General features: G+C 65.4%; 13 protein-coding genes. 3 read left to right on the top strand and 10 right to left on the bottom strand.

Features of this window, described 5'->3' with window-relative positions:
* Nucleotides 1-112: 112 nt before the first annotated feature.
* The 6 genes from AC5ZGW_RS02020 to AC5ZGW_RS01995 all read right to left on the bottom strand — a co-directional run bounded on the left by AC5ZGW_RS02020 (nucleotide 113) and on the right by AC5ZGW_RS01995 (nucleotide 6,784).
* Nucleotides 113-931, bottom strand: coding sequence for a hypothetical protein (locus AC5ZGW_RS02020; protein WP_130223228.1), 819 nt, complete (start codon nucleotides 929-931; stop codon nucleotides 113-115).
* On the bottom strand, nucleotides 928-1,836 hold the full coding sequence (locus AC5ZGW_RS02015) for a CoA transferase subunit A (RefSeq protein ID WP_130223226.1): 909 nt from the start codon (nucleotides 1,834-1,836) through the stop codon (nucleotides 928-930). Before AC5ZGW_RS02015 ends, AC5ZGW_RS02020 begins: the two co-directional genes overlap by 4 nt.
* The gene (locus tag AC5ZGW_RS02010; RefSeq protein WP_130223224.1) at nucleotides 1,833-2,846 is read right to left on the bottom strand and encodes an ABC transporter permease; all 1,014 of its coding nucleotides are present in this window, start codon (nucleotides 2,844-2,846) and stop codon (nucleotides 1,833-1,835) included. Before AC5ZGW_RS02010 ends, AC5ZGW_RS02015 begins: the two co-directional genes overlap by 4 nt.
* A gap of 52 nt (nucleotides 2,847-2,898) precedes the next feature.
* Nucleotides 2,899-3,867: a sugar ABC transporter substrate-binding protein gene (locus AC5ZGW_RS02005; protein WP_130223222.1), complete on the bottom strand. Its 969-nt coding sequence runs from the start codon at nucleotides 3,865-3,867 to the stop codon at nucleotides 2,899-2,901.
* Nucleotides 3,868-4,110: 243 nt separating this feature from the next.
* Complete coding sequence (locus AC5ZGW_RS02000) at nucleotides 4,111-5,304, bottom strand: CaiB/BaiF CoA transferase family protein (RefSeq protein ID WP_165435047.1); 1,194 nt, start codon at nucleotides 5,302-5,304, stop codon at nucleotides 4,111-4,113.
* 1 nt (nucleotide 5,305) lies between these two features.
* Entirely contained in the window at nucleotides 5,306-6,784 is a 1,479-nt protein-coding gene (locus AC5ZGW_RS01995; protein ID WP_130223218.1) for a xylulokinase, read from the bottom strand.
* Nucleotides 6,785-6,970: 186 nt separating this feature from the next.
* Here AC5ZGW_RS01995 and AC5ZGW_RS01990 point away from each other — a divergent pair, with 186 nt between their 5' ends.
* Nucleotides 6,971-8,653 carry a thiamine pyrophosphate-binding protein gene (locus AC5ZGW_RS01990; RefSeq protein WP_130223216.1) on the top strand — a complete coding sequence of 561 codons (1,683 nt, stop codon included), beginning with the start codon at nucleotides 6,971-6,973 and terminating at the stop codon, nucleotides 8,651-8,653.
* 30 nt (nucleotides 8,654-8,683) lie between these two features.
* On the opposite strand, the gene AC5ZGW_RS01985 is transcribed toward AC5ZGW_RS01990, so the two are convergent.
* From AC5ZGW_RS01985 to AC5ZGW_RS01970, 4 genes are read right to left on the bottom strand one after another with little or no spacing between them, the layout of a single operon-like run.
* Complete coding sequence (locus tag AC5ZGW_RS01985) at nucleotides 8,684-9,430, bottom strand: CoA transferase (protein WP_165435046.1); 747 nt, start codon at nucleotides 9,428-9,430, stop codon at nucleotides 8,684-8,686.
* A 22-nt stretch (nucleotides 9,431-9,452) separates the two neighbouring features.
* A complete protein-coding gene (locus AC5ZGW_RS01980) occupies nucleotides 9,453-10,226 on the bottom strand; it encodes a CoA-transferase subunit beta (protein WP_130223212.1) in 774 nt (257 codons plus the stop codon).
* Nucleotides 10,219-11,151, bottom strand: a complete 933-nt coding sequence (locus AC5ZGW_RS01975) for a CoA transferase subunit A (RefSeq protein WP_130223210.1) — start codon at nucleotides 11,149-11,151, stop codon at nucleotides 10,219-10,221. The genes AC5ZGW_RS01980 and AC5ZGW_RS01975 overlap by 8 nt, the downstream gene beginning before the upstream one ends.
* 25 nt (nucleotides 11,152-11,176) lie before the next feature.
* Nucleotides 11,177-11,953: an ATP-binding cassette domain-containing protein gene (locus tag AC5ZGW_RS01970; protein WP_245474518.1), complete on the bottom strand. Its 777-nt coding sequence runs from the start codon at nucleotides 11,951-11,953 to the stop codon at nucleotides 11,177-11,179.
* A 206-nt stretch (nucleotides 11,954-12,159) separates the two neighbouring features.
* On the opposite strand from AC5ZGW_RS01970, the gene AC5ZGW_RS01965 reads away from it, so the two are divergent.
* Together AC5ZGW_RS01965 and AC5ZGW_RS01960 are read left to right on the top strand one after the other, a co-directional pair.
* Nucleotides 12,160-13,215 (top strand): LacI family DNA-binding transcriptional regulator, encoded by a 1,056-nt coding sequence (locus AC5ZGW_RS01965; protein ID WP_463328134.1) that lies wholly within the window; start codon nucleotides 12,160-12,162, stop codon nucleotides 13,213-13,215.
* Nucleotides 13,216-13,234: 19 nt separating this feature from the next.
* A complete protein-coding gene (locus tag AC5ZGW_RS01960; protein ID WP_130223206.1) occupies nucleotides 13,235-14,377 on the top strand; it encodes a CaiB/BaiF CoA transferase family protein in 1,143 nt (380 codons plus the stop codon).
* Nucleotides 14,378-14,429: the final 52 nt, after the last annotated feature.

Raw genomic sequence — 14,429 nt, 5'->3', positions numbered from 1 at the left:
CGTTTTCTTCACGCGAACCGGTGTCCACTTCGCTCGAAAACGCTCTGAATCGATTACATCCTTCCCGATCGATTCCGTCGATGCGGTGTCTGATCGCGTTCGGCTGTATCCCTCAGAGGGTGGGCATCAGGACACCGCGCGGATCCACGTCGCGGCGGAGGTTGTGCAGCTCTTCGGCCGTCGGCGCCTCGGTTTCGGGCACCGATGAAAGGTCGCCGAGGTCGAATCCGGTGGCGTCCTGCAGCTCCTGCCGGCTGACGCCGCGGTGGATTGAGCGGACCTTCATGCGCCCGGCCTCGCGGTCGAAGTCGAACAGACATTTGGGGGTGACGACCATGCAGGGGCCGCCCCAGTCGAGGCCGAGCTTCCTGCGTCCTTCGATCCCTCCCGGATAGCCGACGCCGGAGACGTAATCGACCTTCTCGACGAAGTTGCGCCGGTCATGGTGCGGCATCATCACATATTCCCGCCGGAACAGCGTCATATGCTCGGGCTGCAGGATCGGGCCGACGAGGCGAACCTTGGGCCGGTCGTGCGGACCGACGCAAACACTGTTGATGTTGCCGACGCGGTCCACCTGTACCGCACTGCTGAATCCGAAGCTCACGTCGCCGCGTTTGAGCACGAACTGGCCGGGATAGTCGACCATCTGGGACTCGCAGGGCAGGTCGCGCAGCATCGCGCTGTGCTCGGAGTCGGGCAGCCGGTCGATCTCGCTGAAGTCCGGGTTATGATAGCAGCCAGCGAGCAGGATGGTCAGGTTCGGTGCGTGCATGCGCTTGGCGAGCTCCATGGCCGCAAGCGGGATGCCGGTCCCGAACAGGGCCGCCGCGGCCCCCGTGAGGAGACCGGTGAAGCCGACCTCGGCATCGGCAAAGCTGCGGGCCAGTGCGACGGCGAGCGTTTCGTTGAGGGTGGCGGGCGCGGTCATGCAAGGCTCCCGAGGTCGGCGAGGCGAGAAAGCTGGGCGGCGCCGAGCTTGTCCAGATAAGCGAAGTGGTCCACCGGCCGGCGGACCCAATCATCAAGGTAGGCGGCGAAGGTGCCGTCGTTTGCAGAGGCCGCCACATAGGCATCGAGATGGGTATCATCGGCCAGATATCGCCCCAGCGTCGGCGTCGGATGCGATCCCCACGGCACCTCGACCACGGCGCTGATCCGATAGGAGGGCAGCTCGACGAAACGGGCGTGCCGCTTGATGAAGGATTTTGCGACGATCTTTTCTGCGGTGACGATGACATGCTCGCACGAGCGGGCCATCAGCACGTCGCCGCTCTGCGGCAGCAGCCGCCGCGCCGGCGTTACGATGTTGCCCTGCTCGTCGGCCGCGATAGCGTGGATCACCACCACATCGGGATTTGCCGCCGGGAAAGCGTGCAGCCTGCGGCCGGTGATGGGGCAGGGGAATTCCTTGATCTCGTCGTTGTAGGTGACGACATCGTTGCCGCCCAGAAACTTGGCCGGCCAGAAGTCGAAGCCATCCTGGTTGGCGCGGAAGCGGTCCCAACACGCCATCTCGGGATAGTCGACGACCTTGAGGCGTCCGCCTTCCACGGCGCGCCGATAATTGCGTGCCAGGCCGTGCTTCTCCAGCCCCACATAGGATGTTTCGACCCTCTTCAAGCAGCCGGCGCCTGCCAGCATGTCGACATCGAAGGAGTGGGCAGATCCGATGATCGTCAGGTCGCGCCGGCCCTGGCGGACCAGCTCGCGCACGAAGGCCATTGGTTTCTGATAGACGGCGAAGCCGCCGAGAGCGAGCCGGCAACCGTCGACAACGCGTCCGGCGGCTTCCGGCAGGGTGATCAACTTCGAGGCAAGGGGAGCTTTGCTCATGCAAATCCGTCCGCACGTGTGCGCTGCCGGCGGAGCATGCTCCACCAGACGGCGAGGATGATGACGAGGCCCTGGGCGATCAGGAACACGATGGGGTCGATACCGGCGAGGACCATGCCATTGCGCAGCACGGCGACGAACATGACGCCGAGCACGGTGCCGACGAGGCGACCATATCCGCCGTTCAGGCTGGTTCCGCCGACGATGACCGCGGCGATCACGTCGAGTTCGATGTGCTCGCCGACGGTGGCGCTGCCCGAGTTCAGCCGCGACACGAGCATGATGCCGCCGATCGCCGCGAGCACCTGGACGATGATGAACACGGCAATGCGGATGGCGCGCACGGGCACGCCGTAGCGCGAGGCCGTGATCGGGTTGCCGCCGACGGCATAGAGGTGCCGCCCGAAGCGCAGTTGCGAGAGCAGCAGCCAGCCAAGTCCGATCGTGCCGGCCATGAGAACGACCGGTGTAGGCAGGCCGAGAACGGAGCCATACCATAGACCATCGAGCGCCTTCGGCATCGGCCCGATGGTGAGGCCGTCGCTAATGTAGAACGCGACGCCGCGCAGCGCCGACAGCAGCCCCAGCGTCGTGATGAAGGACGGGATCGCCCAGATCACGCGCAGCGCGCCGATGAAGGCGCCGATGAGGACCGCGATGCCGACTGCGAGCGCGCTTGCGGTGACGAGCGACCAGCCGAGCTTCACGACCAGGAGCGACATCACGGTTCCGGCAAGGCCAACGGTTGCTCCCACTGACAGGTCGATCTCACCTGCGATGATCACCATCGTCATCCCGACCGCGATCATCGCGACGACCGAAGTCTGCGTGAGGAGCGTTGCGAAGTTGGCGACGGTCAGGAAATTCGAAGCCGTCGCCGAGAAGTAGATGATGAGTGCCGCCAACGCGATGCCGACGCCGATCTCGGCGCGCCAGGAGGCCAGGGCCGCCTTTAGTCGCGCCGGACTGATGCCTTCGCGAGGTTGGGCGAGCGTGCTGTTCATGGACATGGGTTCTCGCAGGAAGATTGTGAGGGGCTTCTAAGGAGCTCCGTGCCTCGCCTCAGTTGGACAAGGAGCGCACGAGGTCCAGATATTCTTTCACGGGTTGCTGATCGCTCTTGGTGTAGAGCTTCACCGGCACGTTGACGTAGCGCGGCTGATTTTCGCCGCGCTTGGCCTTCACCGCGGTTTCGACGGTCAGATAGCCGATGCGGTAAGGCTGCTGGTCGGCGATCGCCTCCACCGCGCTCGACGGATCGAGCAGCATCTGGGCGAGATCCTGGCTCATGTCGATACCGTACAGCTTGGTCTGCGTGTTGGCCCGGCGCGCTGCGGCTGCCGCTCCGGCGAGCGTGCCGGCGTTGGAGGCCCAGATGGCCGTGGTGTCGGGCTTGCGACGCAGGATGTTCTCCAGGCCGTTGGCGCCCTCCTCGGGGGTGGCGCCGCTGACCTCGGCGACAGTCTCGTACTTCAAGCCTTCGAGAGCGGACAGGAAGCCCTGGCGCCGGGGCTGCATGTTGGCGTTGATCGGCGGCAGTGTGATGATGCCGATCGAGGGCTGGCCGCCCTTGCTCTCCAGATATTTGCGCAGCTCCTTGCCGACCGCGGCGGCCAGTTCGTGGCTGTCGACGCCGATCGAGTGGCTGGCGATCGAGGAATCCTCGAGCCGGGTGTCGTATTCGACGACCATGATGTTGCGGTCCTTGGCCCGGCGGGCGGATGCGACCGAACCCTGCTTGTCGAGCGGCGGCATGATCAGCACGTCGACCCCGCGGGTGACGAAGTCCTCGATCACCTGGCCCTCGGTCGGCAGCTTGCGCTGGTTGAGGCCGAACGTGATCGTCGCGCCGTATTTCGCAGCCGCGTCGCGCATGCCGCGCTCGATCTGCTGCCAGTACTGCGAGTCGCGCGCGTAGATGATGGCGCCGATCGTAATCTTGTCCTGAGCCTGTGCAGGCATCGCTCCCGCAAGCCCGACGGCCGTAACGAGCGCGAGCATGGCGGCCTTGAGCCAACGCATGGTGAACATGGATTCCCTCCCGATAAGGGCCGGCCCTTGGCGGGGGCATCGGCCCTTAACGTTTCCGCCGTAGGGCTGCTACTCCGAAAACGATTTCCGAAAAACGTTTCTGTATCCTACTTGATCAGGCCCTCTCGCAAACGTCAACCGCTAAGACCGCTGTTCCGGCTGCAGGGTCGGCCAGCGCGGCGGGGCGTCGCGGGGCGAACGTCTGATCGGCATCCGAGGTCCAAGGTCGGCGTCGCGAGTCCCTCATCCGATCACGCGCTTTCCGATCAATTCATCGCAGCGTTCGCGGGACCAGCCGAGCCACTCGGCGGCCACCTCGCTTGTGTGTTCGCCGACCAGCGGAGAAGGTCGGCGCACGGCGCCCGGTGTCTCGCGCAGCGTGACCGTGATGCCGTGGGTCGGATATGCGCCGGCGCGCGGATGATCGACCGTCAGGATCTGGTTGCGGGCCTTGAGCTGAGGGTTCTCGACCACGTCAGTCATCGTGGAGACCTTGGCGCAGGGCACCCCGGCGCGGTCCATGGCCTCGACCACGGCGTCGGCAGTGTGTCTGAAAACCCAGGCCTGGACTTCGGTCTCGATCGCGGATGCGTTCGCCACGCGCGCCTTGACGGTGGCGAAGCGCGGATCCTGCAGCAGGTCCTCGCGTCCCATTGCGTTGACCAGACGCTGGAACAGCGGATCGGTGCCCGAGGCGATATGCACCCAGGCGCCGTCCGATCCCTTGAAGGTGTTGACCGGCGACGTGTAGCGGTCCCGGTTGCCCTGGCGGCTCATGCTGCGGCCGAAGACGGCCTGCTCGGGGATCGCCGTCATCAACAGGCTGGCTGCGCTTTCGAGCAACGTGGCTTCGACGAGCTGGCCCTTGCCGGTCTGCTCGCGGGCGGCAAGCGCGGTGAGCGCCCCGATGGTGGCGTAGAGCGCGGTCGTGTAATCCACCACGAAAGTGCCGGCCATGGTCGGCGGGCCGTTCGGGTCGCCGGTGAGCTCCATCAATCCGCTCGTCGCCTGCGCGATCACGTCGAAGCAGGGGCGCTGCGAGAGAGGCCCGGTCTGTCCGAAGCCCGAGATGCGCACCATGATGAGCCGCGGGTTCAGCGCATGCAGCGCCTCCCAGCCGCAGCCCATCTGCTCCATCGTTCCCGGACGGAAGTTTTCGATCAGGATGTCGGCCTTGCCGGCGAGCTCGCGCAGCACCTGCTGGGCCTCAGGTTTGCGGAAATCGAGCGCGAAGCTGCGCTTGTTGCGGTTATAGGTCATGAAATAGACGCTCTCGCCGCCAAGCTTCGGCTCGTTCTCGCGGGTGTCCTCGCCCGAGTCGATGCGCTCCACCTTGACGACATCAGCACCGTGATCGGCAAGCTGCATCGCGCAGAACGGGCCGGCGATGAAGCGCGACACGTCGAGGACCTTCAATCCCTGTAGCGCACTGAACATGTCAAAGATCTCCTGCTTCCTGAACCGGAAGTCTGTCGAGGTGTTGGCGGTAGGCGAGATACTGCTTCTTGAGATGAGCGTAGGCGGCGATCGCATCGGGCGCCGGTTCGATCTTCTCGCGGATTCGGACCATCGCGGCGCTAGCCGCCCGAAGGTCGGCATGAAGTCCGACGCCGACGGCTGCCAGCATGGCGGCGCCGAGCGCCGAAGCCTCGGCGATTTCAGGTACGATGAGCGGCTTGCCGAGCAGGGCGGCGCGAATTTCGAGCCACAGCGACGACTCGGCCCCACCGCCGACGGCGCGGATCTCGCGCACCGGCATGCCCGCGGTCGCGAGCGCATCGAAGACCTCTGCGACCTCAATCGCTACGCCTTCGAGCGCGGCGCGGAACAGATGCCCGCGTCCGTGCTCGAAACTTAGTCGCATCAAGCCGCCACGTTCGGTGACATCCCATCGCGGCGTCCGCGAGCCCGCCAGCATCGGTGAGAAGATCAGGCCGTCGCTGCCGGCGGCGATCGCGGCGGCTTCGGCCGTCAACGTCGGCAAGTCGGCGCCGAGCACGCCAGCAAGCCACGCGACCGCGCCGCCGGTAGCGGCCATAGGACCGCCGATGCACCAGGCCTCTCCGACAGGAAAGCGATTGAGGACCAGGCGGCGATCCGGATCGAAGCATGGCTGATCGGCGCAGGCAAAGATGACGTCCGTGGTGCCCATGACGTTGACGGCAATGCCGGGCTCGACCATGCCGCCTCCCATTCCGCCGACGGTGCCGTCAGGGCCGCCGACCACCACCGGTGTTCCATCCAGCAGCCCCAGCGCATTCGCCGCGCCCCGGGTCAGCCGGCCGGCGATCGCGGTGCCGTCGCGTATCTCGGGGAAAAGGTGGCGCGGCAGTTCCAGCGCTGCGATCAAGTCCTCGCTCCAGGCGCACCGCCCGACATCGAACAGCAGCGAATAGGAAGCGCCCGCGGGATCGCAGACGGGTTCGCCGCAAAGCCGCATGAGCAGCCAGTCCTTCATGGTCAGCATGAGGCGCGCTTTGGCGAAGACGTCGGCCTGATGATCGCGGAACCAGAGCAGCAGCGGCCCGGTCAGCTCGGGGGCGATCCGGCGACCGGAGATGCCATAGACCGTTGCGGCGCCAAGTCGACGTTCGATGAGGACAGCTTCACGCGTCGCGCGCCGGTCCTGCCAGGTGCAGATGGGAGCAAGCGGCAGCCCGTGCGCGTCCGTGAGCACCATGCCAATCGCGGCGGTGACGCCGATCGCGGCGATGCGCTCCCGATCGACGCCGAGATCACGGACCGTTTCGACGACCGCTGCCCACAGCGATGCAGGATCGGCCTCGGCGAACGAGGCCTGAAGCGCAACGCTGAAGGGGCGGCTGGCATGTGCGAGCCGCACGCCGGTCGCGTCGAACAGCGTGGCCCGCGTGCTGCTGGTGCCGGCGTCGATGGCGAGGATCAGGTCACCTCGCATTATGACTCGATCCTGTGAAGGAGATGGCGGCGGGAGAGGCGGGCAGATTCATGGGTCCCGTACGTCGGTTTTGGCGTGCTGGCATAAAGACATAAAAAACGATTTCCGAAAACGTTTTTTTCTGCTACGCGTCGCTGCCATGGCCAAGACGGCCGCGGATCTCAAAGACAGTCAGGAGTGCAGCAGATGACGACTTCACAGCCCGCGCGAGCCAAGATCGGAGCCGCACGTGCGGTCGTCCAATGCCTCAAGCTCGAAGGTGTGGAGTTCATCTTCGGCGTACCTGGCGGCCAAACGCTCTCGATCATGGACGCGCTCTATGACGAGCCCGGCATCCGTTTCATCACGACGCGCGATGAGCGCGCTGCCGCACATATGGCCGACGCCTACGGCCGTCTCACCGGCAAGCCCGGCGTCTGCCTCGCGACCACCGGCCCCGGGGCTACCAACCTGATCACCGCCGTAGGCGGTGCGCACCGCGATTCAAGTCCGGTTGTGGTGATCACCTGCAACAATCGGCGCCGGCACATCGGCCAGGACGATAACCAGGATGCCGATCACATCACACTGTTTCGGCAGTTCACCAAGCTGAGCCGTTTCGTGCCGGACAGCGAGGGGATTCCGCAGGCGGTGCGCGAGGCCTTCCGTGTGGCGACGACCGGCAATCCCGGCCCCGTTCTGCTCGATTTCGCCCGCGATGCGGTCGAGGGCGGCGAGATCGCGTTCGAGCCGATCGACCCGCAGAATTACCGGTTCAACGAGCGCCCGGTCGCGCCTGATGCCTCCATCGCGGCGGCTGCCCAGGCGCTGGCCGTCGCCAGGAAACCGGTGCTGTGGCTTGGTCGCGGCGCGATCATCGCGCGGGCCGGCGAGGCCGCGCTGAAGCTGGCCGAACTGCTCGGTGCGCCGATCGTGACGAGCTTCAACGGCATCTCTGCCGTGCCCGGCGACCACGATCTATGCTTTGGCCCGCGCAGCCGCTTCGGTACCAAGGTTTCCAAACACCTGCTGCAGGACTCGGATTGCATCCTTGTCGTCGGCAACAGCATGAATGCAGCGTCGACCTCGCGCTGGACGCTGCCGCTGACGCGGAACATCGTGCAGGTGGATCTCGATCCGGCGATCGTCGGCCGCAATTACCCGGTCGCCGTGGGCGTGATCGGCGACGCAACGGATGCGCTGCGGCGGCTCGCAGGGGCGCTGCAGGGCAAGGTATCGGCCAATGCCGCCGCGCGCGCAGACTGGCTCGCTCAGGCCAGGCGGCTGCGGGAGGATTGGCGCAAGGACGTCTTCGCCCCGGCCTACGCGACGTCGCGGCCGATCAAGCCGCAATGGGTCATGCAGACGCTCGGCGCAGCGATTGATGCGAACACGGTGATTGTTGCCGATGCAGGCAACCCCGGCGTCTGGACGCATATGCTGCCGATCAAGACGCCCGGCGCCTACATGAAGCCGGTCGGCTACGGAAACATGGCCTTCGGCCTGCCGGCCGCGATCGCCGCCAAGCTTGCGGGACCGGGCAAGGACGTCATCGCCGTCGTCGGCGACGGCTCGCTCGGCATGAGCATGGGCGACATGGAGACTGCCGTGCGCGAAAAGGCGCCGTTCACGCTGATCGTGATGAACGACATGGCGTACGGCAACATCAAGCAGGAAGAGCTGCACTTCCACGGCCAGCGCTACATCGGCGTGGATTTCGGCGACGTGGACTATGCAGGCATCGCCAAGTGCATGGGCGGCGACGGTGAGAAGGTTGCCAATCCCGCCGATCTGGCTGCCGCGATTGCCCGAGGCAAGGCCTCGGGCCGCTTCTACCTGATCGACATCCGCATCGACGGAAGCGAGAACGTCTGGAAGGATCCGATCTGATGTCTTAGCCGACCGCCGTGTTGTCGGGGATCAGACCCGCAACACCCGGTTGGTCGTGATGCCGAGCAGCCGTCGCGAACCGACGGCATCGATGGCCGCCCAGTGATCGCCCGGCTTGAAGACATGCGTATCGAGCCAGACCCGTAGGGCCTGGTCCGACCGCGTCGCTTCGGCGATCTCGCCAACCGCTGCGTGGTCCGCTTCGTAGCGGGTGTCGCAGGCGGCGGGATACGCGCCGTAAGGCGCTTCGACGATGCAGGCGACGGCTTCGCCGGACAGAAAGGGATCGGTCGGGCGCCGGGCGATAGCTTGGCGACTGACGACCTGCTCGACGGACACGATCACCTTTGTCGCGGTCTTCGCGAGCAGCAGGTCCGGGAGTTCGGGCTCCCATTGATCCAGCGCGAAGCGAACGTTGCCGTCCGCATCGGCCCACTGCGCATGCAGGAGCACGAAATCCGGCCGCAATGTGCGGAAATGGGAGTCCCACGTGCCCGATGTGAAGGGCAACCCGAGCGCGATGGCGCGGATGCGATCCCGAGTCTCCATGTCATTGGCCGCGATACTCGCGCCGCAACTTGCAGCAACGAGGAGTTCGAGCGCCAGGCTCTTGTCCCAGGACACTAAACGAAGGTCCTTGCGGCCCTGCCGGATGATCTCGCACACCAGCGCCATCGGCGGCCTGCGCCCTGCGTGGCCGCCAAGGGCAACACAGTCGGCGTCGCGAATGAGGCCGATTGCATCGGCGAGCGAAACGACTTTGTGTCCTGCGGACATTGGCGGGAATCCTCGGATGGGCTCAGCGCTCGTCGCGACCGACATAGACCCCGTCGGGGTCGATGACCTCGCGCAATAGGCGGAGCAAATGAGTGTCGGGCTTCGGTTCGGTTTCGAGCGTTGGAGCCGCATCGATCGCAAAAGCGATGTGCTCCTGTACCTCGCCCAGAGTTACCCCGGGATAGAGCCGTTCCACGCGCATGCGCTTTGAGGCCGGATCGAAACCAAGGACCGCGCGATCGCTGATCACCCTGACCGGGCCGGCCCCCGGCAAGCCCGCAGCTTCGCGTGCGCCAGGACCGGTGAGGAAACCCGGTGTCGTCAGGTACTGCACCTTCTCGACGAAGCGCTTGCGATCGAGGCGCGCGATCACCACGAAGCGCTTCGCCATGCTGGCGATGTCGTTGGCGCCGCCGCTGCCCGGCAGCCGGACCCGCGGCCGGTCGTAGGGGCCGATCACCGTGGAGTTGAGGTTGCCGTAAGGATCGATCTCGGCCGTGCCGAGAAAGCCGATGTCGACCTTCGCCTGCTGCAGCAGACTGAGGGCATAGAACGTGCCCGCGACCTTGGTAGAGCCGTGCACAAGCCGATAGTCGCCCACGCCGGTGGCGAGATCGACAGGCTGGGGATCGATGATGCCGGACTCGAACACGAGGTTGACGCGCGGCGCGTGCGTCGCCTTGGCGAGATAGGCGGCCACCATGGGCAGGCCTGTCCCGATGAAGGCGGTGTCGCCGTCGCGAATCTCGCGCGAGGCAGCGACGGCCATGTATTCGTCGCGGCTGACGTCAGTCATGGCAGACCTCACGCAGGTAACCCAACGCGGGGTCGACGCGCAGGCGGAGCAGCCGGGACATCGTCAGGGCGTCCAGATAGGCATAATGATCGGGGAGGCCATGCACCCAGCGGTCAAGCCAGGCCGCCGTATCAGTTTCCGAGCGCGACGCCGCGTAGTAGTCGGCAAGATGAGGGGCGTCATGGTCGTAGTAGCCGTAGACTCCCGTCGGATGCGCGCCGTACGGCACATGGACGATCATGTCGACCATCAGCGCCGGCAGCAGCGTGAGTTCCGGTTGGCGACGGATGACGTCGGTATCCACGATCTCTTCGACGGTGACGATCACCTGTCGCGCAGCGCGCGCCTGCTCCTCGATCACCGACGTTGTCCCGAATAGCTGCGCATTGCCGAGCCGGTCGGCGCGGGCGGCATGGATGATGGCTACGTCGGGCTTGAGCGGAGAGACGGCGGTGACGATGCCGTTGCCGAAGGGTGACTCCAGGCGCTTGGCCTTGTGCGCCGCCGGCTCGAAACCGGAGACCGCAAGGATATCCGTCCCCGCCATCGCCTTCATCGGCATGAACGGCAAGCCGAGCCCCGCCGCCATCAGGCGCGACACCATGCCGAAATGGCTATGGTCTTCGACCGCGATGGTGCCGGCCTCCACCGCCTTGGAGAAACGCTGGCAGCGGCCGTAGCCCTCGAACATGAAGTTCGAGAAATACACCTTCTCGAGCATGCCCGCGGCGGCCAAGAATTCTGCGACCCAGCATTCTGCCACGCTCATCAGCGTGAGCCGCGAGTGCCCTTGCCGGATGAGCTCGCGCGTGAAGGCGAGCGGCTGGTGGGAATGCGCGAAGCCGCCGGCGGTCAGCGATGCGCCGCTCACGACGGATTGCGCGGCCTCGGCCAGCGAGACGAGTTTCGACGGCGTTTGCACCATGCTGGGGGTCTTGTCCGTAAGGCGCTCAGGCCGCCTCGATCCAGGTCTGGCGGGCGCCGGTGATCAGCGACACGATATCGTCGCCATTGACGGAGGCGGTCGGCACGTCGCCCACCTTGGTCCCATGCCGCAGAACCACCACACGGTGGCTCATCTCCATCACCAGCGGCATGTTGTGGCTGATGAGCACGATGGAGATGCCTTGTTCCTGCAGCTTCCGCACGGCGTCCATCGCTCGCTTGGTCTCCTGCACGCCGAGCGCGGCAGTCGGCTCGTCGAGCAGCACGAGCGAGGATTTCCATAGTTTGGTGCGGGCCAGCGCAACGGCCTGGCGCTGGCCGCCGCTGAGACCGGAAACGTTGGCGTCGGCGCGCGGCACGTTGACAGAAAGGCCCTTCAGCGCATGGTCAGCCGCCGCGCGCATGCTGCGCTTGTCCAGGAAACGCAGCGGAGCGATCCCCCAGGTCCTTTCCCGGCCCAGAAATATGTTGTCGGCGACGCTCAAATTGTCGCAGAGGCCGAGGTCCTGGTACACGGTTTCGATTCCCAGATTCCTCGCCACCTCCGTGGAGGAGATCGCGATAGGGCGGCCGTCGAACAGGATTTCTCCTCCGGTCGGCTGAATGGCGCCGGACAGTATCTTGACGAAGGTGCTCTTGCCCGCGCCATTGTCGCCGACGAGCGCGATGGTCTCGCCTTTACGGATGCGGAAGTCGACGCCCCGCAAGGCATGGACCGGGCCGTAGGATTTCCTGACGCCACGCGCTTCAAGAAGGGCCGCGCCGCTCATGCCTGGGGTCATTCGCATCCTCCGTGTCGGCCTGACAAGCCACGAAACGATTTCCGAAAACGTTTCTTGGTTTTGCAAGCTACACGTGCTATGACGCCGGGGTCAACTGCGGACTTAATCTGCTTGCGATGTGCGTTCTCTCAGGGTCTGAATCTGGACGAAGCCCGGCCGGCCGCTATTGCTGCCGAACGGTGCATGGGTGTCGGAGAGCCTGAGACATGAAAGACAAGAAGCGCGTAACGATCAAGGATGTCGCCAACGAGTGCGGCATCGCCCTCTCGACCGTCTCCAACGCGCTGGTTGGCAAACAGCATGTGAGCGAGGAGACCCGGCGGCTGGTGAAGGAGACGGCCGAGCGTCTCGGCTATCGTGCGTCTGCCGTGGCCAGGGCGCTCCGGATGCAGCGCAGCTTCACCATCGGCGTCCTGATCGCGGACGTCGCCAACCCGGCCTTTCCGGATTTCGTCCGTGGCGTGGAGGACGTGGCGATCCGCGAAAAGTGCAGCCTGCTTCTCTGCAACACGGATGGCGATGAGGAGAAGCAGATCTGGCATATGCGCGCGCTGCTCGACAGCCAGGTCGATGGCATGGTGCTGATCTCCCAATACACGGATACGCCGCGCGTTCGCGAGCTGCTCGATTCGGGGACGCCGTTTGTGCTGGTCCAGCGGCGCAGTCCGCGCCACGAGGATGACTATGTCGGTTCCGACAATGTCGGCGGAATCACCCAGGCGGTCGATCATCTCGCCAGTCTCGGCCATACCCGCATCGGCTTCGTGCGTGGTCCCATGGACTCCTCGACCGCCGCCGAACGGCTCGAGGCCTACAAGGCCGCGGTCCGCCGCCTGAAGCTGGACCGGGATGCCGAACTCATCTTCAACGGCGACTACAATTTGCCGACCGGCTATGACGCCGGCCTGCGCTTGTTGTCTCTGCCCAATTGCCCCACCGCGATCATGGCCAGCAACGACCTGAACGCCATGGGCGTGATCGAGGCGGCCATGGAGCTCGGCATCAAGGTGCCGAGCGATCTCTCGGTTGTCGGTCTCGACGACATCCAGCTCGCTTCCTTCCGTCGTATCGATCTCACCACCATCCATCTGCAGAAGCGCACCATGGGCGCGGCCGCGGCGGAGATGCTGATGAAGCGGATCCGCAATCAGCGTCCGTCGCCGGCACGCGAGCAGATTTTCCCGACGGGCCTCGTGGTCCGCGGGTCCACCGCGCGCGCCCCCCAGGCGGCGGGCAGGAAGCGCAAGAAAGAAGCCGTATAATTCCAGTCAAGGAGAGGAAATGGCCGGTTCGCTTGAGGGGATCAAGGTCCTCGATTTGTCGCGCTTCATTGCGGGACCTGTTTGCGGAATGCTGCTGGGCGACATGGGCGCCGACGTCGTCAAGGTGGAGCGGGCCGGCAAAGGTGAGGATGCCCGGGCGATTGCGCCAAAGATCGGAGGCGAGAGTCTCTATGTCATGATGTTCAATCGCAACAAGCGCAGCCTTGCGCTCGACTATCGCAGCGCCGAGGGCCAGCAGCTCCTGCGCGACCTCGCCGCCAAAGCGGACATCCTGATCGAGAATTTCCGGCCGGGCACCCTCGAGAAGATGGGATGCAGCTACGAGGAGCTTTCCGCCATCAATCCGCGTCTGATCATGGTGCGCATCTCCGGCTTCGGACAGACCGGACCGCATGCGCAGCGCCCCTGCTTCGACGTCATCGCGCAGGCCATGAGCGGCCTGATGGAGATCACGGGCGAGGCCGGCGGTAAGCCGGTCCCTTCAGGCGCCTTCGTCGTCGATCAGGTGACCGGCCTCTACGCGACCGTCGGTGCGCTCGGAGCCTTGCAGGCGCGCGAGCGGACAGGACGAGGGCAGGTGGTTGACGCTGCGCTATTGGACAGCGCGGTGACCCTGCTGCTGACCGCCATTCCCGAATACGCGCTGTTCGGAACGGAGGCCACGCGCAAGGGCGCGCGCGACCGCTATTCTGCGCCCGCCAACAACTATCGTTGCAAGGACGAGCGCTGGATTCACTTCAATGCCGGCAATGATGCGCTGTTTCCCCGCTTGTGCAAGGCGGCCGGTCTCGAGCACCTGCTCTCGGATGATCGGTTCGCCACGCACGCTGCACGTATGGCCAACGCTGACGCGATCGAAACCACCATCGCCGGCTGGATCGCCCAGCACCACTCCGACGACGTGGTCGAGACGCTGGCGCGTGCCGAGGTGCCGTGCGGGAAGGTCGCCACCATTGCCGAAGTGGTCACAAATCCGCAGCTCAAGCATCGCGAGCAGATCGTCGATATCGCTTATCCCGACGGCAATGTGCCGATGCACGGGGTCACCGTGAAGCTCTCGGAGACCGCGAACAGCATCCGCCGGCGGGCGCCGTCGATCGGAGAGCACACCAGCGAGGTGGTGGCGGACTGGCTCGGCTGAAGTGAGCGCCGAACGCGCACGGGGCGACGGCGCCGCCCCGCGGCACGTTCGT

It is taken from the genome of Bradyrhizobium sp. Crot121 (genome assembly GCF_059512385.1).
The sequence above is the reverse complement of the archived record's forward strand: the minus strand, read 5'-3'. Positions and strand labels throughout refer to the sequence as shown.